General features: G+C 30.1%; 20 protein-coding genes. 3 read left to right on the top strand and 17 right to left on the bottom strand.

Annotated features, from left to right (window positions below; all coding sequences use genetic code 11):
• Nucleotides 1-87: 87 nt before the first annotated feature.
• From ACZ49Z_RS14865 to ACZ49Z_RS14845, 5 genes are all read right to left on the bottom strand, one after another.
• Entirely contained in the window at nucleotides 88-2,565 is a 2,478-nt protein-coding gene (locus tag ACZ49Z_RS14865) for a TonB-dependent receptor domain-containing protein (RefSeq protein WP_464305087.1), read from the bottom strand.
• Nucleotides 2,504-3,865, bottom strand: coding sequence for an HTTM domain-containing protein (locus tag ACZ49Z_RS14860; protein WP_464305086.1), 1,362 nt, complete (start codon nucleotides 3,863-3,865; stop codon nucleotides 2,504-2,506). Before ACZ49Z_RS14860 ends, ACZ49Z_RS14865 begins: the two co-directional genes overlap by 62 nt.
• Nucleotides 3,866-3,884: 19 nt before the next feature.
• Nucleotides 3,885-4,997, bottom strand: coding sequence for an imelysin family protein (locus ACZ49Z_RS14855; protein WP_464305085.1), 1,113 nt, complete (start codon nucleotides 4,995-4,997; stop codon nucleotides 3,885-3,887).
• A gap of 64 nt (nucleotides 4,998-5,061) precedes the next feature.
• On the bottom strand, nucleotides 5,062-6,267 hold the full coding sequence (locus ACZ49Z_RS14850; protein ID WP_464305084.1) for a DUF4856 domain-containing protein: 1,206 nt from the start codon (nucleotides 6,265-6,267) through the stop codon (nucleotides 5,062-5,064).
• A gap of 116 nt (nucleotides 6,268-6,383) precedes the next feature.
• Nucleotides 6,384-6,530 carry a hypothetical protein gene (locus ACZ49Z_RS14845; RefSeq protein WP_464308089.1) on the bottom strand — a complete coding sequence of 49 codons (147 nt, stop codon included), beginning with the start codon at nucleotides 6,528-6,530 and terminating at the stop codon, nucleotides 6,384-6,386.
• Here ACZ49Z_RS14845 and ACZ49Z_RS14840 point away from each other — a divergent pair.
• On the top strand, nucleotides 6,475-7,167 hold the full coding sequence (locus ACZ49Z_RS14840) for a hypothetical protein (RefSeq protein WP_464308072.1): 693 nt from the start codon (nucleotides 6,475-6,477) through the stop codon (nucleotides 7,165-7,167). The two genes, ACZ49Z_RS14845 and ACZ49Z_RS14840, sit on opposite strands and share 56 nt — an antisense overlap.
• Nucleotides 7,168-7,169: 2 nt before the next feature.
• On the opposite strand, the gene ACZ49Z_RS14835 is transcribed toward ACZ49Z_RS14840, so the two are convergent.
• From ACZ49Z_RS14835 to ACZ49Z_RS14815, 5 genes are all read right to left on the bottom strand, one after another.
• On the bottom strand, nucleotides 7,170-7,568 hold the full coding sequence (locus tag ACZ49Z_RS14835; RefSeq protein ID WP_464305083.1) for a hypothetical protein: 399 nt from the start codon (nucleotides 7,566-7,568) through the stop codon (nucleotides 7,170-7,172).
• A gap of 51 nt (nucleotides 7,569-7,619) precedes the next feature.
• Complete coding sequence (locus ACZ49Z_RS14830) at nucleotides 7,620-8,483, bottom strand: hydroxymethylglutaryl-CoA lyase (RefSeq protein WP_464305082.1); 864 nt, start codon at nucleotides 8,481-8,483, stop codon at nucleotides 7,620-7,622.
• Nucleotides 8,484-8,513: 30 nt separating this feature from the next.
• A complete protein-coding gene (locus tag ACZ49Z_RS14825) occupies nucleotides 8,514-9,560 on the bottom strand; it encodes a quinone-dependent dihydroorotate dehydrogenase (protein WP_464305081.1) in 1,047 nt (348 codons plus the stop codon).
• Between the two features lie 73 nt (nucleotides 9,561-9,633).
• Complete coding sequence (locus ACZ49Z_RS14820) at nucleotides 9,634-10,128, bottom strand: hydrolase (RefSeq protein WP_464305080.1); 495 nt, start codon at nucleotides 10,126-10,128, stop codon at nucleotides 9,634-9,636.
• Between the two features lie 4 nt (nucleotides 10,129-10,132).
• Nucleotides 10,133-10,897, bottom strand: a complete 765-nt coding sequence (locus ACZ49Z_RS14815; protein WP_464308071.1) for an MBL fold metallo-hydrolase — start codon at nucleotides 10,895-10,897, stop codon at nucleotides 10,133-10,135.
• A gap of 111 nt (nucleotides 10,898-11,008) precedes the next feature.
• Here ACZ49Z_RS14815 and ACZ49Z_RS14810 point away from each other — a divergent pair, with 111 nt between their 5' ends.
• Nucleotides 11,009-12,457, top strand: a complete 1,449-nt coding sequence (locus tag ACZ49Z_RS14810) for a TonB-dependent receptor (protein WP_464305079.1) — start codon at nucleotides 11,009-11,011, stop codon at nucleotides 12,455-12,457.
• A 43-nt stretch (nucleotides 12,458-12,500) separates the two neighbouring features.
• Here ACZ49Z_RS14810 and bcp read toward each other — a convergent pair whose 3' ends face one another.
• On the bottom strand, nucleotides 12,501-12,953 hold the full coding sequence (gene bcp / locus ACZ49Z_RS14805; RefSeq protein ID WP_464305078.1) for a thioredoxin-dependent thiol peroxidase: 453 nt from the start codon (nucleotides 12,951-12,953) through the stop codon (nucleotides 12,501-12,503).
• A gap of 70 nt (nucleotides 12,954-13,023) precedes the next feature.
• On the opposite strand from bcp, the gene ACZ49Z_RS14800 reads away from it, so the two are divergent.
• The gene (locus ACZ49Z_RS14800; protein WP_464305077.1) at nucleotides 13,024-13,683 is read left to right on the top strand and encodes an endonuclease III domain-containing protein; all 660 of its coding nucleotides are present in this window, start codon (nucleotides 13,024-13,026) and stop codon (nucleotides 13,681-13,683) included.
• Between the two features lie 223 nt (nucleotides 13,684-13,906).
• Here ACZ49Z_RS14800 and ACZ49Z_RS14795 read toward each other — a convergent pair whose 3' ends face one another.
• The 6 genes from ACZ49Z_RS14795 to ACZ49Z_RS14770 all read right to left on the bottom strand — a co-directional run bounded on the left by ACZ49Z_RS14795 (nucleotide 13,907) and on the right by ACZ49Z_RS14770 (nucleotide 23,426).
• Nucleotides 13,907-14,491 carry an RNA polymerase sigma factor gene (locus tag ACZ49Z_RS14795; protein WP_464305076.1) on the bottom strand — a complete coding sequence of 195 codons (585 nt, stop codon included), beginning with the start codon at nucleotides 14,489-14,491 and terminating at the stop codon, nucleotides 13,907-13,909.
• Between the two features lie 261 nt (nucleotides 14,492-14,752).
• Nucleotides 14,753-15,640, bottom strand: coding sequence for a glycoside hydrolase family 17 protein (locus ACZ49Z_RS14790; RefSeq protein ID WP_464305075.1), 888 nt, complete (start codon nucleotides 15,638-15,640; stop codon nucleotides 14,753-14,755).
• Between the two features lie 20 nt (nucleotides 15,641-15,660).
• Entirely contained in the window at nucleotides 15,661-17,091 is a 1,431-nt protein-coding gene (locus ACZ49Z_RS14785; RefSeq protein ID WP_464305074.1) for an MFS transporter, read from the bottom strand.
• Between the two features lie 10 nt (nucleotides 17,092-17,101).
• Complete coding sequence (locus ACZ49Z_RS14780; protein ID WP_464305073.1) at nucleotides 17,102-18,595, bottom strand: glycoside hydrolase family 30 protein; 1,494 nt, start codon at nucleotides 18,593-18,595, stop codon at nucleotides 17,102-17,104.
• 77 nt (nucleotides 18,596-18,672) lie between these two features.
• A complete protein-coding gene (locus ACZ49Z_RS14775) occupies nucleotides 18,673-19,959 on the bottom strand; it encodes a glycoside hydrolase family 17 protein (protein ID WP_464305072.1) in 1,287 nt (428 codons plus the stop codon).
• Nucleotides 19,959-23,426, bottom strand: coding sequence for a hypothetical protein (locus tag ACZ49Z_RS14770; protein WP_464305071.1), 3,468 nt, complete (start codon nucleotides 23,424-23,426; stop codon nucleotides 19,959-19,961). Before ACZ49Z_RS14770 ends, ACZ49Z_RS14775 begins: the two co-directional genes overlap by 1 nt.
• Nucleotides 23,427-23,443 lie beyond the last annotated feature (17 nt).

Below are 23,443 nucleotides of genomic sequence, written 5' to 3'. Positions count from 1 at the left end.
TTGATTAATTAAAGCGGGCTAAAGCCCGCTTTATTCTTTAATAATTTCTAAACATATCGCTTATATAAAAAATATTTAGGTAAATGTCTAAAAAACTAATTCTAAGGTAGCATAAAAAATTCTCGGTTCCGATGGAATAATTCCAGGTCCTGGGTAGCCTGTTGCTCTCCTTGTGAAATACCAATTGTTGAGCACATTATTAATTCCTGCTTCTAATTTGAAATTTCTCCATTTATAAGAAGATGAAAAATCCAATACATTATAGGCTGGAATTTCTCCAAAGATTCCATAGATATTATCATTCACATCTATTGGATTGTTTTCGGCATTGGTGAACTGAGATGAAACATAGGTGAACTGTAAACTTGTTAAAAAGTTTTTATAACCCACTCCTGTTCCTAATTTTAAATTATAGTTAGGAACAAATTCTACTTTATTTCCTTTAATATTAGTTGTTTCTGACTCTAAATATTCAGAATCTGTAAGTGCCACGTTTGAAAAAACTTTCCAAATCAAGTTTTCGTTTTCTCTAAAAAAGGTTTTGGCTATATTCCAATCCACCAAAGATTCAAAACCATACGTTAAAGCCGTTCCAATATTATCTCTATAACGAACTGGTACAGCAGCACCTATTGAACTTCTTCTATTATCTTCACCTATTTTATCATTGTAATACAATGCATAGACACTTGCATCAAAAGAAACCACATCCCTTATTTTTCCTCGCAAACCGATATCGGAAGTATAGCCTTTCTCATCCGTTAAATTTGGATTAATTTCTAAGCTAGGGTTTGCCATACGAATATCGTTAAAGGTTACTGAACGGTAATTTTGAGAAGCATTAGCATATAGCTCTAATCCAATATTCATTTTATAGCTTAAACCTAAACCAAAAAGGAAAAAATCTCTTTCTTTTATAATATCCTCATAGACCGTTTCGTCTAACAATATGTTTCCTGCCAAATCCGTATTTATTTTTCTATAAAATCCTTTGGCTTGTGTTTTTATATTCTCATATCGAAAGCCTGGTGTTATTGAAAATTTAGGTGTAATCTTGAATATATTTTCTCCAAAAATTGAAAAATTTAAATTGGGATAAGCATAATCTGATTGTGTTCTATAGTTTGGAAATTCAGCAGTTGCTAAATTAAAATTAGCATCGCTTCCTGAGCTTCCTGGTCCTTGGACACCTGAGTTTTTTGCTTGATAATATTTTGCTCCTAATAAAAAAGCATTATCATTCCCGAAGAATTTATATTTTTTTAAATAACGAGTTTCTGCTCCCCAATTAACAAAATCACCTAGAATTAAATCTCTTTCTGTTCCTTCTGTATCTGGATTAGAAACCCTATTAGAACGATAGCCTAATGCTTTTCTTGATGCATTGAGACCAAATAATTGCAATGAAAAATCGGCATCGTGTTCAAAATGGTGTTTGAAACGTAAAGCAAAAAGATTCCAATTTACTTTGAACCAGTTTCTTGATCTATTACTTTGCTTAGGATTTTGAGCAAACATAAAATCGGTCAAACCTCCTGCTTGTTGTGCTAAATAGTTAAAATGCGTATAATCTAAATGCAGTGAAGTTTTTTTTGTGAATTGATAATTTAAATTAGCAAAAAATGATTTCGAATCGAATTTAGAATTAGGTCTAAAACCATCTCCTTGCTTATAATTATAGTAGGTATAATAACTCCATTTCCCTTTTGTACCACTCAAGCTAGTAAAATTGGTAAACAAATTATAAGCCCCTAGTGTGGTTCTTGTTACTAATTCTATTGGTTTATCAACAGGTTTCTTTATCTTAAAATTAATCATTCCACCAAATTGAGTTCCATATTGCAAAGATGCTGCACCACGAACAATTTGGATACTTTCAAGTGCTTCTGTAGGTGTGGCATAATAACTTTCGGGATAACCTAAAACATCGGCACTAATATCATAATCATTCTGACGTGTATTAAAATTAGCTGTTCTATTTGGATCTAGTCCCCTACCTCCTAAAGACAATTGCAAGCCACCGTCATTACTTTCATTAATAGTTAACCCAACTACTTGGGCAAAAATTTGTCTTGAATTGTTAGTTGCTTTATTTGCAGTAATTTTATCTATTGTAATAACTTCTGTTTTCTTTCCTGCATAAATAGCGGTTTCTTCAATATCTTTCAATTTATTTATAGCAAATATTTTTTCATTTTGCTTGATAAGTACAACTTCAGAAAGGTTGGTTTCCAAATCGTCTAAAACAACTTTCAATTCTTTTACACCTGCTTCAATAGTGATTTCTTTAATCTTATAATTTGCTTGAAAAAAAACAAGAATGTTTTTTCCTTTAGATAAATTTTTAATTTCAAAAGTTCCGTTGTCATCTGTACTGAAGAATTCATAGGTTACTTTATTATAAATTTCAACAAATCCTAACCCTTTTCCTTCTTTATTGGTTACTTTTCCTTTCACACTATTTTGTGCAAATAATGTAGTGGTTAGTAGTAAAAGTAAAATATTATAAGCCTTTAATTTCATCGTTAAATGGTAATATCCAAGTTTTGTGTTGGAATGATTCATATTCTTTTGCTAAATCAATATTTGGGTCTATGTAGCGTTTACTCAATCTTCCGTTAAGCGCAACATAGCTATCTACAGTAACAATAGGATCATTCATTCCTGTTTTTTCATAATAATCATGCAAATAATGTGCATATTGCAATATAAAATCGGGTTGAAATGACATTTGTTTTTCTTGAAAAGCAGTTAAAAAACGTCTATTGTCTATATATTTGGTTTGTTTTGTCTTAGAGTCTGTCACATAAAATTGTGTATAACCTGCTTTTTCCATTAGCATTACTCTCCAAGAAAATCGAAAGCCCTCTTCTGTCCAAAACAACTCTCCAGGATATAACAAATATCGAAAGGGGAAGATTATTTGAAAGAAAATAAAAAAGGCCATAAAACTTACTCTAACTTTATTTATTGGTCGTATTACGTTAGAAACCAGCGCTCTTCCATTTTCGAAAACAGAGAAATCTATTCTAAAAATATTGAAAACAAAATTCATTATTCTTTTATGAAAAGAAGCATCAAAAAAGATTAATGTACTAATAATCATCACATAGGGAAAAACACCAATTGGAAACAAAATTTTTGTAACAATATGAAAAACAACTACAAAAAAGAAACCAAAATTTCGTGTACGTTTGTTAAATAATAGAAATGGAATAACTAAATCATAAATTGCACCTGTCCAACTAAAAGCATATTGCACCCAAGTTTCATGCAGAAAACCTCCAAAAATTGGAATATTAGATTGATTGGGTAACCAAATTTTTAAAGGCATTGCTTCTATTAACCAATCTGAATTCAATTTTGCTAATCCTGCATAGAAATAGACAATACCTAACATTATTTTTAGTATATCTATTGTCCATCTTGGAATTTCTTGAAACCTTAAATGTTTGTTTCTATAAGCATCTACAGAGTGAGTAACATTTGCAGGAAGAAAAATGAGAATAAAACTCACCAAAGAGATAAAATAATAATGATTTAAATAGGTGGTTTTGTCCATGAGTTCAATATAGGTAAAACTCAAAAAGAAAGTAATAATTGCTATTCTATATTTGTAGCCAATTGCAACAAAAAAAGCAGAAAGACCACAAAGTAGGAATAGTAAATAGGTGAAATTCCCTAAAGGTCTAACCCAATCAAAACCATAGAAAGTGAAGTGAAATTTTGGTTGAATATAGAACTTATCTACCCATCCATAACTCACAAACCGAATAATACTAAATAGCATCATTAAACCAAACGCTAGCCTAAAAAAAGCTAGCGTTATGGATTGTGTTTTTTGATTTAAATAATTTTGTATCAAACTTTAATTATTTAATAGATTAATCGCCATCAGCATCTACGTAATCAACAGTAATATTAAATGCTTGCATCATGTCTAGTTTAAAATATGTTACTAATTTTTGTAACTCATCATAACTTGCAAGCATCGCATTATTATTTGTGATTACTTGATTAGAAAAACTATCACTTAAAAGTGCATTTTTAGCATTGATTACTCCAAACTGGTTATTGATTATATCACTCAATTTTTGATTGTCTCTAACAACATTCAAATAATCTAAATATGATTTTAAACTTACTCCTGTTGTAGTACTATTAAAATGTTTTCCGTTAAAGAAATCTTTTGTAGCAATAATAGATTCGTTTAAAAGCACTTTAGAAACATCGTTTTTATAATAGGCTTCCACTTTTTCTGAAAATATTGTTCCTGTTGAAAATTTACCTGCTGCTATACCCACCTTTCCAGCTCTAATGTCTTTTTCATAGTATTTTACAAAACTATTTATTGTTTTATTAACCGAACTACTAATAGCATTCCCATTACTAGCAATATATGCTGCTCTGTATGAAGTATTCCAGTCTGTAACTACTAAATCAATATTCGATTTTAAGGTATTAGTCAAATCTGTAAGATACTGTTTATAAGCTGCCGCATTGACATTAGACACATAGAAGTCAATAATTTCTGCGTCTGTCGAAGCGAGACCATTTAACATATAATCTAATGCAGGAAAACCTTGTTTATCATATTGAGATAATAAGGCAAAATTATAACCTCCAGCAGTAATATTAGTTGTTATTCCTGCTGTATTAGTTGGATAGGTATTAGTGGCTACATTCAAATTGATTTCTTCTGCTTTTCCAATATTGAATGCTCCAACATACTGATAAGCTTTGTATGCTTCTAACCAATTTACTCTTAACGTCTCAAGATTCCCTTGGTTTGGGGTTGCCGTAAAAGTAGCTGTACTCGCTTGAAGTGCTACTACTTTTGACTGATAATTGGTTAATCTAGGTATAATTAAATTATCTGCCCAATTTGTTAGCAAATCTGTTCTATTATAATCGTCTCCACTAGTTGTATTTTCATTGTCACTTGAACACGATGCCAATGTTAATACTGTTAGGAGTATAAAAAATAATTTATTCATTTTTCATTTTTTTTGCAAAATTAATCTAAAATTGTTGCACCACCAATTAAGCAATTACTAATTTTTAGTTAACTGTCTCGGCTTGTGCTACTGTAAATCCGAAACGAGTTGCAATTGTAGTTGCAATGGCATCAATTTTGGAATTCAAATGATCTACATCCCAAAAACCATTTGTTCCTCCTTTTAATTCATCTAGGATAGTATTCACTTCTGTTTTAGACAAATAAGGAGCATTTGTACTTGGGTTATTTGTGTAACGTAAAGACATAATGAAACCGTAAGCTTCTGAAAGCGCATGAAAAGCTTTTGCACCGTTATCTGTAACTAATTTTGCTTTTCCATCTTTTAAATAATAAACAGCTCTAACTGCAGGTACTTTTGCAAATTGTTCTTTTATTATTTTAATTTGTGCATCTCTTACAGGATAATCATTTGCTACAATTGCAGCTCTACCTTTTCTAAAAGCTAATTCAATATCTTCTTTAATAGTGTTAAAATCTGCATCTGCATCTACTTGATTAATATAGCTATCCCAGAATTTACCTCCACCAGCTCCATAAATATAACCATAAGCTTCATCCCATTTATGCTCCATCATAGTGTAGTTCTTACCACTTACTAAAACTTTGTTTGTATTATCGGCTTTGTTTGTTGATTCATCTAAAACGGCTGTACTTAAATAATTATTCAATATTTGATCCATAAAGCAAGCCCCCATTAGTCCTTTAAGTAAGATTTGTTGTGGTTCTAATCCATTTGCAGCAAAAAGACGTGTTGATGATCCATCGATATAAGAACCTGCTACACCAGCAGCCGCTACATTACCTTGACTTGCAGCATTTGCATCTGGAAACTGACTTTCAAATATAGCTCTTACTTCATTTATCTCTATAGAAGAACCTCCACCTCCAAAATTCACGAAATAGTCTTTTGAAGCAGCTGTTTTATCTTTTAATTGTTTGTTTGATGAATTTAACTCTGCTGCTGTAAAAGGGTTGTTTGTATTAGAATACATGTTTTGTAAAGTAGTAACATCTACTACTGTTCCTGCTACTGCATGTCCTTTGATATAATTCCCTAATTCTTGCAACATTAATATTCTACTTGTTTGTCCGCTAAAATCAACAGTTGTAGCACTGTTTCTTTCAAATGTGTAAGTTTCTGGAACAGATAAACTATTTTCTTGTACTGCATCATCGTCATCTGAACATGATGTTAATGTGAAAAGAGCAATTGAAAGTGAACCTAAAAAGTATTTAGTTAATCGCATTTTGTTATTTATTTAGATTTATTTAAAATAATTTTATGTTGCAAAAATAATAACTAAAATGAAGAATACAAACTTTATTTAGAATAAATTAAAATAGAAATAATAATTTGATAATACTAATCAATGCAATATATTTGTTTTGAAACATTTACAAAGAAATTGGAAGCCTTAATCCTATTATTCATAGAGACACTTGTTGTTGCATTCATGATTATCATAATGCATTCTTCTATAAAAAAATATGGAATAGGACCGTTATTCATTTTTTTAGGTTCTTTACAGTTTTTCCAAACAATTTTAATAGGGAGCGTTTATAACCTTTATTTTAATTCTTATGTGTTTTCACCAGGATCATCGGTCCTCTTTACTTCTACTCTATTTTGTGTTTTATTAGTTTTTCATACTGAAAGTATGAAGAAAACAAGAAGCTTAATTTATGGTTTAATTTTTTCAAATATTGCTATTTCATTATTGTCCTATATTTCCTTAGAGCAGATTTACATGGATAATCAATCTGTTAATCTTAATTATTTAAAAAATATTTTAGACTTTGAATTGGATATTTTTGTTACAGGTACTAGTCTTTTCTATATTGATTTAATTTTATTAATAGTAATTTATGAGTTTTTCAATTATAAATTTCCTAAAAAATATATCTATCTAAAACTATTACTTACTACCACAATTACTAGTCTTTTCGATTCTGTTATTTTTTATACTTTTATTTTTTACTCAGATGCAAATTATTCTGATATATTGATAGGTAATATTATTGGAAAACAAATTGTTATACTTTTTTTAAGCTTCATTTTTTTCATTTATTTAAGTGTTGTAAACAAATGCAACAGAAAGCCTATACCAAAAAATACAAGAGAAATTTTTAAAATATTTAGCTTTTAAGATTAGCTAAAAAAAGAAAAATCGATACATCGAACTATTCCTAAAAAAAAGAAAATAGACATACTTATTAACCCCGAAAACATAGTAACTCCCATTCCTGTTTTATCATCTAAAGATTGCCCTAGAGCATTAAATGAACACATATTGAGCAAAAAGAAAACTATTGTATAAATTGCAAAAGTTGACCAAAAATATGGTGAAAAGAAAAGTAACACCCCTAAAATTGCAGCACCTATCATTGGAATATAAAAACAAAATGTTGCAAACTTTGCATTCGGACCTTTTACTTTGCAATATTTAATTATGAAAAATAACGTTAGGAAAATAAATAGAAAAGCAGGTATAAAAACTTCATACCAACCTAGATATTTTAAATACGTTTCTAATTTTAAATTACTCATCTACTAATTTTTAAAATATAACATCGATCTAGAAAAAATATTATAACTGAATTAATGGTAATTATCGAAAATTTTCAAGGCCTCATTATAAGCACTTTCAAAGCTAATGGCATGACAACCAGTTTCAATTTTATTTGCTGTAAAATAAGATAATACTTTCTCTGTTGGCATGTTACCAGTTAAATCGTCTTTTGCCATTGGGCAACCTCCAAAACCTTTAATTGCACCATCAAATCTTTCGCAACCTGCTTTATAGGCAGCATCTATTTTTTCAAACCAAGAATCGGGCGTGGTATGCAAATGCGCTCCAAATTCTATATTAGAATATTTAGGAATTAAATTTGAAAACAAATAATCAATAACTTCTGGTGTAGAACTTCCAACTGTGTCTGATAGTGATAAAATTTTCACTCCCATTTTTGCCAATTTTTCTGTCCACTCTCCTACTATATCAACATTCCAAGGATCTCCATATGGATTTCCAAAACCCATCGAAATATAAGTTACTACTTCTTTATTATTAACATCTGCTATTTCTAAAATTTCTTGTAATGTAATGATAGATTCTGCTATGGTTTTATGTGTGTTTCGCATTTGAAAGTTTTCCGAAATAGAAAAAGGATATCCTAAATATTTTATTTCGGAATGTACAGATGCTAATTGTGCTCCCTTTGTATTGGCTACAATTGCCAATAATTTACTGTTTGTTTCAGACAAATCTAGTTGTGCAAGAACATCTACAGTATCTTGCATTTGCGGAATAGCTTTTGGAGAAACAAAGCTACCAAAATCTAGTGTATCAAAACCCACTCTCAAAAGGGATTGTATGTATTGTATTTTTTTTTCTGTCGGTATAAAGTCCTTAATCCCTTGCATGGCATCTCTTGGACATTCTATAATTTTTACTTTTTTCATTTGCTACCAAAGATAAAAAAGAATTGTGTTTTACGAAATCGTTTTGGCACTTAATATCGCTTTATTAATTTCTTTAATCAACTTTGGGCCTTCATAAATGAAACCTGTATATAATTGAACTAAACTTGCACCTGCTTCTAACTTTTCAAGGGCGTCTTTTGCAGAATGAATTCCACCTACACCAATTATTGGAAAAGATTGATTACTTTTTTCCGATAGAAAGCGAATTACTTCTGTTGAACGATTCGTTAATGGTTTTCCTGACAATCCTCCAACCTCTTTTTTATTTTCAGCTTTTAATCCTTCTCTAGAAATTGTTGTATTAGTAGCAATTACACCCGCAATTTTAGTTTCATTAACAATATCAATAATATCTAATAATTGTTCATTTGTTAAATCGGGTGCAATTTTTAATAAAATTGGCTTCGGTTTTTGAGCACCTTTTGAAGTAATAGGCATTGCCTCGTTTTTATCTTGCAATGTTTGCAAAAGCGCTGTCAGTGGTTTTTTATCCTGCAATTCTCTAAGGTTTGGTGTGTTTGGAGAACTTACATTTACTACAAAATAATCTACATAAGGAAACAAGGCATCAAAACATATTTTGTAGTCATTTACCGCTTCTTCATTTGAAGTAATTTTGTTTTTACCAATATTACCTCCAATTAAAACACCGTTATTCGTTTTTAATCGTTCTACAGCCTCTAAAACTCCACCATTATTAAATCCCATTCGGTTAATAATTGCATTGTCTTCTTTCAAACGAAACAATCTCTTTTTAGGGTTTCCTTCTTGACCTTTTGGGGTTAATGTTCCTATCTCTACAAATCCGAATCCAAAATTAGATAGTTCTTTATATAGTTTTGCATCTTTATCAAAACCAGCAGCTAAGCCAACTGGATTTTTAAACTTTAATCCAAATACTTCTCTTTCTAATCTAGAATCTTTCACTTCATAAATACTTTTAAAAAGTGAAGAAAACCCAATTGCGCTAAAAAAACGAATTAATGAAAATGTAAAATGATGTACTTTTTCTGGATCAAAGAGAAAAAGAATTGGTCTGATAAATAGTTTATACATAATTAATGAGTTGTGTTGTGCAAAAATAAAGATTACTATGTAATAAAAAAGCTCCAACATGGAGCTTTTTTATTTATTCTTTTCTTTGCTTTTCATAAAGAACAGTTTCTACCGTTTCAAAATCGGTTGGTTTGTCATCATTATAAAAATACTTTACTAAGATTTGCCCCCAAAGTTCACCGTTCGAAAATTCGGCAACAATCCATCTATGATTCAGTACTTTTGCTCTATTCACAATAAAAACTTTTCCACCAATTGGTTCATAAGGAATTAAAGGATTCCCTTTTTCTTTAGTATTTAATTCTACCAAGTCCTCATTAACTTTGTTCATTACTTTTAAGTAATCTAAGTTTTTAGAATAATAATATTCTTGTGCATCTGCATCTTTTTGAATGTCAAAATAATCTGCAAACTGAATGGAATCCATCTTTTTTTCTGTAGAAGCTAATACTGTCCTAACTATTGCAACTTCTTTCTCTTTTGCATCTAATATTTTATTAGAGTTCACATATTGAAAAATATTAACTAAAACGGAGAAAATAAATAAATATAAAAATGTATTCTTCATAATATTAAATTGAAATTTCTAAATTATCATAGGCCAAAAAAACGTTTTCAGGTAGTCTTTTTGAAACTTCTTCATGAAAACCCAAAAGGTGACTAATATGCGTTAAATATGCTTTTTCTGGTTGCACCAAAGATATAAAATCCAACGCTTCTTCTAAATTAAAATGCGTGTTGTGCGACTCTTCTCTTAAACAATTAACTACTAATACTTTACAGTTTTTAATTTTATCTATTTGGTCTTTTTCTATTGTTTTAATATCAGTTAGATATACAAAACTCTGAATTTTATACCCAAAAACTTGTAGATTCCCATGACAAGCATTTATAGGTTCTATAAGGCAATTATTAATTATAAAATTTTCGTTCTCTTTAACCTGATGAGCTACAATTGCAGGAGCTCCAGGATATCTGTTTTCCAAAGCAAAAATATAATCAAACCTTTTTTCTAAATTCTTTAGTACCCTTTCATGAGCATAAACAGGAATATCGCCTTGTTTAAAATAGAAAGGTCTAATATCATCTAATCCGGCAGTATGGTCTGCATGTTCATGCGTAATCAGTAATGCATCTATCTTTTCACATTTAGATTGTAGCATTTGTTGTCTAAAATCGGGGCCACAGTCAATAACTACAGAAAACTCATCGGAATAAACCCAAACAGCCACTCTTAATCTTTTGTCTTTTTGATCCTTACTTAAGCAGACAGGATGGTTACTTCCTATTACTGGAACACCTTGAGAAGTACCTGTACCTAAAAAATAAACTTTTATATCACTCATATTTCACAAAAATAATAATATTTGTAGTAGATTTTATCATTTTAACTAACTTTGCATAAACTAAAGAATTAATTACTGTTAGTACCAATAAAAAAAACTTTAATGAAAAGTATAATTACAGACATCAGAGTGAGAGGAGACAAAGTTATTGAACAAATTCCTTCAATTAAAGATAAGGCATTACGTATTAATTTGAACGAAAGTATCTATGGTACTTTCGCTGAAATTGGAGCTGGACAAGAAACGGTACGTCATTTTTTTAGAGCGGGTGCATCTTCTGGAACAATTGCAAAAGCAATGTCTGCCTATGACAAGGATTTTAGTGATGCTATTTATGGTGTAGAAGAAGACGGAAGATATGTTACTGAAAGTAGATTAAAAAAGATGCTGGCTCATGAAACACAACTAATTGAAGAGCGTTTAAAAAGAGATAAGCATCCAAACAAGATTTTCTTTAGTTATGCTAATACGGTTGCTACAATTGATTTTGCAAAACAATACAAAGGACACGGATGGGTTGGTATCAAATATCAGGTGGAACCCGATGAAGATTATAATGAAATTACGCTTCACATTCGTTTTAAAGAAACTGATGCTAAATTGCAACAAGAAACATTGGGTATTCTTGGAGTTAATTTAATATATGGGGCTTTCTATAAATACAATGACCCAAAGAAATTATTACGTTATTTATATGACCATTTAGATAAAGACCAATTAGAGATTGATACTATTAATTTTTCTGGTCCTCGCTTTGCCGATGTAGATAATAGATTGATGAGTCTTCAATTGGTTAAAAATGGAATGACAGATGCGGTAATGTTTGGACCCGATGGGAATAATATTCTACCTGCTGCTGTTTTATACAAGAAGAATATTCTTGCTCTAAGAGGAAGTTTTAGACCTGTTACTAAGGTTAATATGAATATGTATATGAAATCATATAACATGTTTATCGAAGAGAAAAAAGTGGATCCTGAAAATACTTTTGTGGTTTTTGAAATTACACTTTCAAATTTAAAAGCAGAAGGAGAAATTGATGAACGTGATTTCTTAGACAGAGCAGAATTACTTTGTTCATTAGGACAAACCGTTATGATTTCTAACTTTCAAGAATATTATAAAGTCGTAGAATATTTCTCAAATTATACAAAAGCTAGAATGGGATTAGCCATGGGGGTAAGTAATTTAGTAGATATTTTTGATGAAAAATATTATCGTCATTTATCAGGTGGTATATTAGAAGCTTTTGGTAAATTATTTTATCGTGACTTAAAAGTGTATTTATACCCAATGAAAGAAGAAGATGGAACACTTATAACATCAGACAATTTAAAAGTACATCCAAGAATGAAAGAATTATATAAGTTTTTCAAATTCAATGGAAAAGTTGTAGATATTACCGATTTTAATGAGAAGAATTTAGAAATATTCTCTAGAGAAATTCTTAAAATGATTGGAAATGGAGATACAGGTTGGGAAAAAATGCTTCCAGATGGTATTTCAGAATTAATTAAAGAACATCAACTGTTTGGTTATAATAATAACTAGAAAATAGATTAAGAAGAGTCAAAACAAATTGACTCTTCTTTTTTTATTTTAAAATTTGTGCTGTATGTTCTTTGGTTTTTACTTTTTCAATCACTTCTTCAATTACTCCGTTTTCGTCTATTACAAAAGTAGTTCTATGGATACCATCAAATTCTTTTCCCATAAATTTCTTAGGCCCCCAGACACCAAAAGCTTCAATCACAGATTTATCTTCATCGGCTAATAAAGGAAATGGTAATTCATTTTTCGCAATAAAATTTGCTTGTCTTTTAGCACTATCAGCACTAACTCCTAGAACCGCATAATTATTAGCTTGAAAACGATGGTAATTATCTCTCAAATCACAAGCCTCTGCAGTACAACCTGGTGTACTTGCTTTTGGATAAAAGAAAACGACTAATTTCTTTCCCTTATAATTTTCTAATGTATGAGTGTTTCCATCTTGATCTAAACCCGAAAAATTAGGTGCTTTATCCCCTTTTTTTAATGTTGTCATTCTATATTTTTTTAAAGTGTTTAAAGTGTTAACTTTGTGCAAGCTAATTACAGACTATAAAAGTACAAAAATGACTAAAGCAGAAAAAATAACATTTGTTATAAATACGTTAAACGAGTTATATCCTGAAATACCTGTTCCATTAGATCATAAAGATCCTTATACCTTATTAGTTGCTGTTTTGCTTTCTGCGCAATGTACCGATGTTAGAGTGAACCAAATTACACCCATTTTATTTGCTAAGGCCGACAATCCTTACGACATGGTAAAAATGAGTATAGAAGAAATTAAAGAAATTATTAAGCCTTGCGGTTTATCTCCAATGAAGTCTAAGGGAATATATGGTCTTTCTAAAATATTAGTTGAAAAATATAATGGAGAAGTGCCTCAAAGCTTTGAAGCCTTAGAGACTTTTCCAGCTGTAGGACACAAGACAGCAAGTGTCGTTATGAGTCAGGCTTTTGGTGTTCCTGCATTCCCAGTTGACACCCACATTCATCGTTTAATGTATCGCTGGAACTTATCTAATGGAAAAAGTGTGCAACAAACTGAAAAAGATGCTAAGAGAATCTTTCCAAAAGAATTATGGAATGATTTACATCTTCAAATTATTTGGTATGGTAGAGAATATTCGCCGGCAAGAGGTTGGAATTTAGAAAAAGATATTATTACTAAAGCTATTGGTCGAAAATCGGTTTTAGATGAATATCATAAAAAAAATGCTTCATAATTAAAATTTTATGAAGCATTTTCAATTAGGACTAATTCGCAATAATCTCGAAAGAAATATTTTTAATTTTAATCATACTTAATGATTTAGAATAATTAAGTAGAAAAGAAATAGTTTCTTTTTTGGGTAACATTTTTTGAGATGTCGATTGTTTTTTTGAGTATAGTTTTGCCATAGAATTTTTATATTTAATTCTATAACGCACTAGAAAAACAAATATTGTTTATACACTTAAAATTATTTGATTTTTTTCAATAATTTTTCTCAAGTTTAGTATTGCATATCTCATTCTTCCTAATGCAGTATTAATACTTACTCCTGTTGAATCTGCAATTTCTTTAAAACTTAAATCCTGATAAATCCTCATTACAATTACTTCTTTTTGATCTTCAGGAAGCTCTTCTAATAATCGATTTAAGTCTTCTTCTATTTGTGAGTTTATTATTTTTTTTTCAACATCTAAGCTAGAATCTGATAAATATGAAAAAATAGAATAGTCGTTAGTATCTCTTTGCATTGGCATTTTCTTAGATTTTCTAAAATAATCAATGACTAAGTTATGCGCAATTCTCATTACCCATGGTAAAAATTTACCTTCTTCATTATAAGATTTTGTCTTTAATGTTTTGATTACTTTTATGAAAGTATCTTGAAAAATATCATCACAAATATCTCTATCTTGAATTTTTGTATAAATGAAACCGTAAATTTTGGATTGGTGACGCTCAATTAAAACAGCTAAAGTGGACTCATCTCCTTCTATATATTTTTTTATCAGAATAGCGTCTGAAAGTGTACGATTATCCATAGTAATACCTTTTAGTTAAATTTCGTTGGTTTTTCTAAAAAAGTATTTTTATTGAATAAGCGTCTTGTTTAAATAGGTTTATAACTGTGCCAAATTTAACATTTTTTTTTATTAAAAAACAAAATAAATTTAAAAAATCTTTATAAAATAGTCTAATTATTGATACTATTTAGGATATAAAATTAAAATCTATTTATAAATTGAAACTTTCTTGTTAATTTTTGACCTAGATTGTCTATATAGAAATTATATTTATTTGAATTAGTATTTAATCTTTTCATTTTTATCCCATATTCCCCAATAAGCCCCCACTTCTCCCTCGGCACCCACTTTCCATGACTCATCGAAAGAAGAAAAATAAAAAACAGCTATATTATCTTGTTTAGACCATTGTTGTGTGTTTATAAAATATTTCATTGCAGCGTTGATTGATGGAAATGCATCTTTACAGTTTTCTCCTTTACTTGGCCAACCTGTTTCGGTAATGATTACTTTTTTTCCTTGAGCTGCCTGCAAGGCTTGAAAATACATTTGCTTCATATATACTAATGAATATTCCAAACTACACCCTTCCCAATAAGGATAACAATTGGCTAAAATGATATCACAAGCTTCTGTTATTTTTGGTTTTATTGAAAATTCATAATAGGCATCCACATATCCTACAGGTATATCTTTTGGAATTTCATTTTTTACTTTATAAATATGTTCTAAAAGTTGCTCCTCTGATAAATCTTTTCTATACATTACTTCATTTCCTACTGCAGCTATATCTACATACCCTTGATTTGCTAAAGCAATAAGTGCGTTTATCTCTTTATTGTTTTTTTTTTCATCTGTACCAACCCAAGCCCCAACTAAGGTTTTTATTCCAAATTCGTGTGCTATTTTAGGTATTAACTCATTTCCTTCTGTACATGAGAAAGAACGAATCCATTTTGTGTATGGAGCTATAATACGCATTCTTCTTCTGACTTGTTCTTCTGAAATTGTGTCGACAGGTTTTTGATTCTCTTCATACACACTAAAACATAGACCATGCATTCCTTCCTTTAGAACATCTGAGACTAATATTTCTATTTCTTTGTTAGATATATTAGAATAATCAATTCCAGTTAGAGATAATATTCTTTCTTTATTAGTTGACATTAAATTTATTTATTTAGATTTTATAATTCTCCTCTTCTTTCTACTAATTCGTTTTTTATTTCCTCTGCCCTTTTTTCAGATAAACTATATTTCCACATTACCCAAATTGCAAGAGCAGCAGTAGTACTTGGAATTAAAATATCTGCTAACCTTAAATAGGTAATAGTTTCAACAGTTTGTATAGAAATGTTTTGATCAAAACCAATAATTTTTAGTACCCAACCACCTAAAACCAAAGCAACACCTTGACCCAATTTTACCATCCACCAATAGATGGCCCCAAATGTGCCTTCTTTTCTTGGCATTCCATTGTTTAATTCATCTAAATCGCAAACATCCGCAGTCATACTCATCATTAAAGTAAACAATCCTCCTAGTCCAAATGCAATAAATGGTAATGGAACAAACATTAACCAAGGTAATTCTGGATTGAAACCCCACCACTTCAACCCATAACCTACAATTGAAATAATTGTTGAAATAATAAAAGCATTCTTTTTCCCATATTTATTTGAAAAGAAAGTAACAATTGGAATTGCAAAAAAAGCTGTAACTATAGCACTTAGTGTTGAAAACCATGCAGGCCAAGTTCCAGACAATCCATAATCTCCTTTAAACATATAAAACACAATTATAAAGTAACTAAATGAAGCTACCATTTGAAAACCGTTAAATACTAAGAAAGTTGCTGCACATAATTTCATGAAAGGTTTATTTTTAGAAACCTGTTTTATACCTCGAAATAGACCTATTAAATTTTTAAATAGATTTTTAAAAGAAATTGGTTCTCTATTAGATAGATTAGTACTATCTATTTCCTTACAAAATAAGGCAGGCAAAACACCTAAAATCATGCAAGCAAACCCTACTATTATAGATAATTTATGCACACCTTCTGCTTGACTAGCAAAAATATTTGGATCTGCAATAATTACCCAAAACCAAGGGACTACCATCCAAGCAATTTGCCCAATAGTTTGAGAGAATCCCATTAAACGAGTACGTTCTTTATAGTCAGACGTCATTTCATATCCTAAACCTATTAATGGTGTTGAAAAAATAGTGTTACCTGTTAAAAAAACCAATGAAAACAATAAAAAATACCAGAAATTATAATTTTGTGTAGCATTAGGGTCTAATTGCCATAAAATGGAAAAAAAGAACCCACTCATTATTGCTCCTCCAAAAATATAAGGTCTTCTTCTCCCCCATCTAGAGCTTGTATTGTCTGATATATATCCCATAATTGGGTCGGTAATGGCATCATAAATTCTGGGCAATCCTCCTAACAACCCTGCTAAAAAAGGATCCATTCCAAAAGCAGTCAATAAAAAAAACGAGAAAACTCCTAAAGCCCCAGGGAAAAGGTTGTTAACTAGATGACCAGCTCCAAATGCAGCTTTTTGAACAAATGGAACTCTATTTCTTGAATCTATTGGAAAATGTGCCATAATACTTTTTTTAAGGTTTTATTATTAATGTTTGCAAGGCTTTTGCATGAATTGAAAATGTATTCTTTTCATTGTTTAGAATAATTTCAGTAGTATATTCTTTTTCAGTTGGGTTAAAAAGTATAATTACAATTGAATCATCTGAGTTTTTAACTGCTGTTGCCAATAAATCATTATTGTCTATTTTACATCCAATTTTTATTGCATTTGGTCGTATAAATTTGCTAAAATGCATCATTGTGTAATATAACGGAGTAAAATAGACTTCATCTTTTTCAGGGTCAACAATAACAGGGGCTACACACCAGTTCTTAAACCAATTAGGGCCTCCTTGTTTGTCTAATACCATATTCCAATCTATCCAACCATCTACCCAATTATTCAAACAACCAATAATATCTGTTGCATAACGATTTACTGGTGCATATTTAGGGTGTAGGTGTTTGTCTTCATCGCTTGCCCAATCCCAGCCCCAATCGGTAGCTTCCTCTTTCCAATACCAAGCATCGTCTTTCCAATGTGGTATTTCAGAATCTACACATGCTTCTGTTTGTATTAAATATTTATTGGGTGCTTTTTTATGTGCATATTGCAGGGCATTAGGGAAATAATCATAGGTGCTTTCATACCAATGTATAGCTGTTCCTGCATAATATTTTGAAGTATTTTCATCTCGATACATTTCATCTACCCATTCTTCTAATCCTGCTCTATTTTGATCATAACCTAAAATTTTAATATATCCTTTACCGTCTTTCTCTAATCTTGGTCCTAAAAAATTTTGCACAAAATCTGTCATTTCTTTTGGTGTAAACAACATGCTTTCCCAGTTATTTCCATTCCCGTGAGGTTCATTTTCTACTGTTATACCCCAAATATCAATTCCTTCATTCTTGTAGGCATCAATATATTTAGAAAAATATAGTGCCCATGTTTCATTATACTCAGGCAATAATTTTCCACCTACCCACTCTTTATTATCTTTCATCCAAGGTGGAGCTGTCCAAGGAGATGCAATGATTTTAAAACCTTCTTTAGATATACTCTTAGCTTCTAAAATGGTATTAATAAGGTTATTATCTTTATCTTCTTCAATTGAAAAAAAATTTAATTCTTTATCATTTTCAATCATAGCATAGGCATATTGATATAGTGAAAAATCGCAAGAGTTAATATGAGTGCGAGTTAAAGAATAATTTGCTCCCTCTTCGCCAAAATATGCTTCTAAAATTTTCTTTCTTTTTTTTGGGCTCATTTTGCCTAACAAATAAGCAGAAGATGATGTAAAAGCTCCACCAAAGCCTGTAATAGTTTGAAATTTTTCTTTTGGATTTAGTAGTATCTTAATCTTATTTTTAGATTTTGAAAATTGAGTTACTTTTTTCATAGCATTTCCCGAAGCAGAAGTTTCAAATATTTCTACTTTTAAAATTGGTTTATCGTCTTTACATTTTATCATTATGAATAGCAATATGAGGAACCCTATTTGTTTAACTACTTTCATCTTTTAAATTTTAATTTACTTACCAGCAAACACAAGTTTCTTTTACTATAAAATTTAGATTCCCTACCTGATAATCTTTAATTGGGTGGTGGTAAAACACTCTCCATTACCATTTCTTTATTTCCAGAATAGGTTTTCAATATTTTATTTTTGTTTCTTCCTAAATCTTTAAAAACATTTGCATTTATATCTTCCCAAAGTGCAAATTTTGCTTTTCCATCTACCGTAAAAAGTCCAAAATAATTTTCAGAACCAAAAGGGTTATTACTATCTTTCCAAGGTTCATCAAAGGCTTCGAAGAAAAAGCAAGTAATCCTTTCTTTTGCTGTCCATTCTCTCATTTTTTTATAATAAAGAGCTTGTTTATATTCATCTGATGCTCTTGATCCTTCTGCTCCATAGAATCCGTCAGCACTTGAAGCCCAACCTGTTTCCCCGATATGTATTGGCTTTGTAGGATTAACACTTTTAACATATTTTTGAACACTATGATATTGTGCTTTTGCAAAATCTAAAGAACGGTTCATTGCTTTTTTTACTTTTTCTTCAACTGAAAACTCTTTTTCCTCGCTCTCAACTTTCCAAAAAGAGGGATTATAATGTGTATTATGATAGGGATAAGTGTGCATAGAAACATAATCTACTGCATTTATTATCGCTTCTAATTCTTTTGTTTTGTAACTATCGTCTAATCCGCCCCAAGAAGCAAAATCATCGGAACATGTTATCCATAGGTCTTTTGATAGTTTATTCTTCTTTTTTAACTCTTGCAAATAGTTTACCCATTTTAAAATTATTTTGGGTTGCACATAATAGCTCGTTGCCCATTTTACCATTGCTTCATTACCAACAGCAATAATTTTTACTATATCTGGATAACGATTTGCTAATTGAACAGCTTTATTGATTTCTTCTTCATTTCTTTCACTTTCTTCATTATGATTTGGCTCTAAATTGGTCCAAGCATTTTTGCAATCTATCCAAGCTCCAAGCATTACATACATCTCAAAATTGTCATCCTCTTTTTTTAGTTCTTCAATTGCTTTTAAAACATTTGAAGCATGAACTAAATGAACATTATAGGTTCTAATAATTTTTATATTAAGAGCCGCTAAAATTTTCAAATCTTCTTTTAGTTGATTTATAGTTGGTTGGCTATTTCTTGTTTTTTCTCGATAACCTCCATAACAAATAGCTAAATAGTTTGGATTTCCTAATATTTCTTTTGCAGTCACTTTATTAAAATTTGGGGTTTTACTACAATTTTCGTTTTTATTTTTACATGAAAAAACAATAGAAAACCAGGCTATCAATACAATGAGATAGACAATTAATTTGCTATTTGATTTTCTGTTGATTTTCATTATTTTAATTCTTTTTCTATAACGTTCACTGTTATATGTGTAATTTCTCCAGTTCTTTTAAAAATTTTTTTACTTTCTTTTTCATTGATATTTAATCCATTGATAAGAATCTTTGAACCATCTTTATAAACGATTTGTATTGATTTATTTTTTGAGATTTGGTATATAATTGGAATTTGGCAATAGGTAAAACACAGTGAGTTATTCGTAAGTTTTACTGTTTTTTGATTGCCACTCACATTTACATACTCAAACTCATTTGCAGTGGATAAAAATTCTTCTTTTCGTAATAGGCAAGGATTAAAATTAAGACACCCGTTTTTAACAAAAACACCCAATTCTCCAAAACGACTCAAAATATCTTCTTTTACTTGTCCTGTCATTCCTGGTTGTTGTGCCCCTTTTCCTGCTGGAGTGTGTGAGTATGGATCTGTTGAAAACGCTCCATATAAAGAAGGTGATTTATGAACACCAATTCCTTCATTTATTTCATAATAGTGTTCTAGTAATCTTCCAATAACCTCATCGGTTTCTTTTTCTTCAATTGCTTTTATACAACATTCTTGAACAGCTAGTTGCAATTTTGAAACCATGTGCCAATAAATTGACCCTAGACCTTCATAACCGTAAAATGTTCCAGAACGTCCTGTGAATGCTTTATGATTAAAAACTTCTTCAAAAATCTGTAAAACAGCTTCTTTTTCATTTTCGTTAGTATTTAGATTTGTGGAAGAAAGCACTTCTTCTATAGCAATTTTTAAATCGGTTGCATTTTTTAAATTTCCGTTAAAATGATAGTTCCCAATGCAATCTTGTTCTACAATTTGAGTATTATTTTTTTGAAGTAAGTTTTGCAATAAAATAGATTTTAGAACTGCCTGTTTAGGAATTGTATTTTTTTGCAGAAAACCCGGTAATTCTTTGTTTGGATACAAAAGATAACTGTATTGATCTTCTCTAAATAATTTACTACTCTTTAATGCATCTAACACTTTTAATGCTTCTATTGAAGATAAAAAACCAGAACTTAAAACCGCCACCTGACCTTCAAGCATCTCGCTTAGATAGTCTATTGAAACTTCTTTATTATTTTCAACCGTCATTAAATTATAAGCATGATAGAGGTTGTCTTCTCTTTTATTAGCAATAATTGTATGATCTATGAATTTTAAACTTACGCTAATGAATTGTTTTAAGCCTTGCATGGATACTGTTCTTTTCTTCCCCCAAAATCCTTTTTGATAGACATGATTGCGGTATTCTGAAGCAGCGTTCCCAAGTGTGTCTAATATTGCTTTTCGTTGTGCATCGCTAAATTTGCTACCTAAGAGCGGCTCATGTTTTATCAACTCTTCTCGTATATTATGATAAAACTCAACCATTTCATTAGAAATTTTAATATTTTCTAATTTTGATTTATTTAATATATTTTGGAAAAAGCTTAGAAATCTTCTCAAATAGTATAATGTAACCATTGAAACTCCATTACCTACTAAAGCATTATTAGCATCGTTCCATTCTGGTCGCTGAGTGTTTAACCAAATACCAGCTTCTGGAATAAAATTTGACATTTTTGCTAGTACTGTTGCTAGTATCTTTTCAATAAAGTTAACTTTATAAATAACTCCATTTGTATCTTTCAACAAAGCTGCATCTGCTCCAATTTTATTTTTCTCTGAACGGATTTTTTCATCTAATTTATATTCGAAAGTAATTGTGTCTTTGGGATTTTTTATAATCTCATCATATGCTTTTATAACATAAGGAACATTAGCATATACAAAAATTTCTGCATTAAAATATTTTTCTAACCTACTTGGCTGATGATTTTCAATAAATTCTAGAAACTTTAATAAATATATAATTTGATGATCTCCCCAATATCCAATATAAGACCAAGGGTTATCTTCTTCTATTGTTTCCCAATCAAAACCATCTTTAGTAACTCGATAAGGGTTATATCCATCAAATGTTGTGGCATTCAAAAATTTATGAATCATATTTTCAATAAATTCTGGATATGAATGTGCTAATGCCTCCCAGTTTTGAAAAATATCTCTCCAATTTCCTTCATAGTCCAATATTTTCGAACCGTCAATTTCACTTTGTGTATTAATCGAAAATTTGTTCCAAGGTCTACTAGGGTCTCCATGCCTGCGACTAAATTTTAAAGGTAGGTATTCCAAACTCAATCGCTTAAAATCTAAATCATCTACTTTAGCACTAAATTCGTTTAAAAAAACTAAAGAAAACGTCTCTGGAAGTTCATTTAATTCTTTTTCTATGCTTTTAAAAACAATAATATTTGCTTTGTGTATGTATTTTAAAAAATCTTGCTTTTCTATTTGGTAGTTGAAATCAAAAATTCCACCACGCATAATGTTAAATAATGTATTGGCAAAATGACGAGAATCTCTTAACTTATCTGCTGTTAATTGTAAACCATCAGAAGAAGCGTTTAGTAGCACTAGTTTTTTTGTGCCATCATCAATATCATCATTTATTTTTTTCTTAATCTCCTTTTCATTTTTAATAGCTTCAATTATTCTAACAATATCTGAATGATTTTGATTAACATTTGCAATAATCATCCATTCTTTTGCATTGTTCTCATTTAATATTATCTCAGTATTTAAAAAATAAGCTCCTTTTTCTCCTTTCACATCACTTTCAAGCTGTAGATTATTGCTTTTTCTAAACTTTGAAAGTTGCGAGGATGAAAGTAGGTATTTTGGATTATCCATTCCAATTGACCAAGCAATATTCGCTTTCAAGGCTTCACTTGGTTCTGCTTTATCTACAATAATAGCACTTAGTGCAAAAATTCCTAATCCTGTTTTTTCGTGCAATTCGCTTCGTTTGTAGGCATCAACTAAATTACTCGTTGTTGCTTGTAAATCACTACTTATACCGTATGGCATTATATTTTGCAAACCATCTAGTATTGAAATTGTATAACTATTCTTTGATTTATTAATTAATTCCGATTTTTTAACAAATCCATATTGGTTACTGGTACACCATTGGTATCTAAAAATCAATTGAAAATCATGATTGATTTCTTCAAAAATAATCTTATTTCCGCAAGTGTTTTTATAAAGATTTCTTGATATTTTATACTTTTCTAAAAATCTTTCTGAAAAAGGTTCCCAAACAAAAATTTGGTTTTCTAAATGAATTTGAAAAATTGATTTACTTCCTGTAATATCATATGATTCTATAATTTTATCATCTGTATAATAGGGAAACAAAGCAAACTCTGCATTTTTTCTCCCAGCAGTTAGTCCACCATTACTCGCAATAAACATCCAATGATTAGAATCACTAACGATGCTCATGAAAAAAGGACGTAATGCATCGCTATTTGTAATTTTGAAGTAGTGTTCTCCATCCAATACAACACAATTTAGTGCTACACTTTCTGTTTCACTATTTTTTTTAACAAATATGGTTTGATTATCATTCATAAAAATTCAATATTTTA

The sequence above is a fragment of the Flavobacterium sp. KY-23415 genome (assembly GCF_055384985.1).
The sequence above is the reverse complement of the archived record's forward strand: the minus strand, read 5'-3'. Positions and strand labels throughout refer to the sequence as shown.

Bases quoted from the DNA above. Each gene is read 5' to 3' on its own strand.
- ACZ49Z_RS14795 (WP_464305076.1), bottom strand. From the start codon at position 14,491: ATGGATAATCGTACACTTTCAGACGCTATTCTGATAAAAAAATATATA.
- ACZ49Z_RS14845 (WP_464308089.1), bottom strand. From the start codon at position 6,530: ATGAATAACGGTCCTATTCCATATTTTTTTATAGAAGAATGCATTATG.
- ACZ49Z_RS14825 (WP_464305081.1), bottom strand. From the start codon at position 9,560: ATGTATAAACTATTTATCAGACCAATTCTTTTTCTCTTTGATCCAGAA.
- ACZ49Z_RS14820 (WP_464305080.1), bottom strand. From the start codon at position 10,128: ATGAAGAATACATTTTTATATTTATTTATTTTCTCCGTTTTAGTTAAT.
- bcp (WP_464305078.1), bottom strand. From the start codon at position 12,953: ATGACAACATTAAAAAAAGGGGATAAAGCACCTAATTTTTCGGGTTTA.
- ACZ49Z_RS14865 (WP_464305087.1), bottom strand. From the start codon at position 2,565: ATGAATCATTCCAACACAAAACTTGGATATTACCATTTAACGATGAAA.
- ACZ49Z_RS14775 (WP_464305072.1), bottom strand. From the start codon at position 19,959: ATGAAAATCAACAGAAAATCAAATAGCAAATTAATTGTCTATCTCATT.
- ACZ49Z_RS14785 (WP_464305074.1), bottom strand. From the start codon at position 17,091: ATGGCACATTTTCCAATAGATTCAAGAAATAGAGTTCCATTTGTTCAA.
- ACZ49Z_RS14770 (WP_464305071.1), bottom strand. From the start codon at position 23,426: ATGAATGATAATCAAACCATATTTGTTAAAAAAAATAGTGAAACAGAA.
- ACZ49Z_RS14830 (WP_464305082.1), bottom strand. From the start codon at position 8,483: ATGAAAAAAGTAAAAATTATAGAATGTCCAAGAGATGCCATGCAAGGG.
- ACZ49Z_RS14835 (WP_464305083.1), bottom strand. From the start codon at position 7,568: ATGAGTAATTTAAAATTAGAAACGTATTTAAAATATCTAGGTTGGTAT.
- ACZ49Z_RS14850 (WP_464305084.1), bottom strand. From the start codon at position 6,267: ATGCGATTAACTAAATACTTTTTAGGTTCACTTTCAATTGCTCTTTTC.
- ACZ49Z_RS14790 (WP_464305075.1), bottom strand. From the start codon at position 15,640: ATGTCAACTAATAAAGAAAGAATATTATCTCTAACTGGAATTGATTAT.
- ACZ49Z_RS14780 (WP_464305073.1), bottom strand. From the start codon at position 18,595: ATGAAAGTAGTTAAACAAATAGGGTTCCTCATATTGCTATTCATAATG.
- ACZ49Z_RS14800 (WP_464305077.1), top strand. From the start codon at position 13,024: ATGACTAAAGCAGAAAAAATAACATTTGTTATAAATACGTTAAACGAG.
- ACZ49Z_RS14855 (WP_464305085.1), bottom strand. From the start codon at position 4,997: ATGAATAAATTATTTTTTATACTCCTAACAGTATTAACATTGGCATCG.
- ACZ49Z_RS14840 (WP_464308072.1), top strand. From the start codon at position 6,475: ATGATTATCATAATGCATTCTTCTATAAAAAAATATGGAATAGGACCG.
- ACZ49Z_RS14810 (WP_464305079.1), top strand. From the start codon at position 11,009: ATGAAAAGTATAATTACAGACATCAGAGTGAGAGGAGACAAAGTTATT.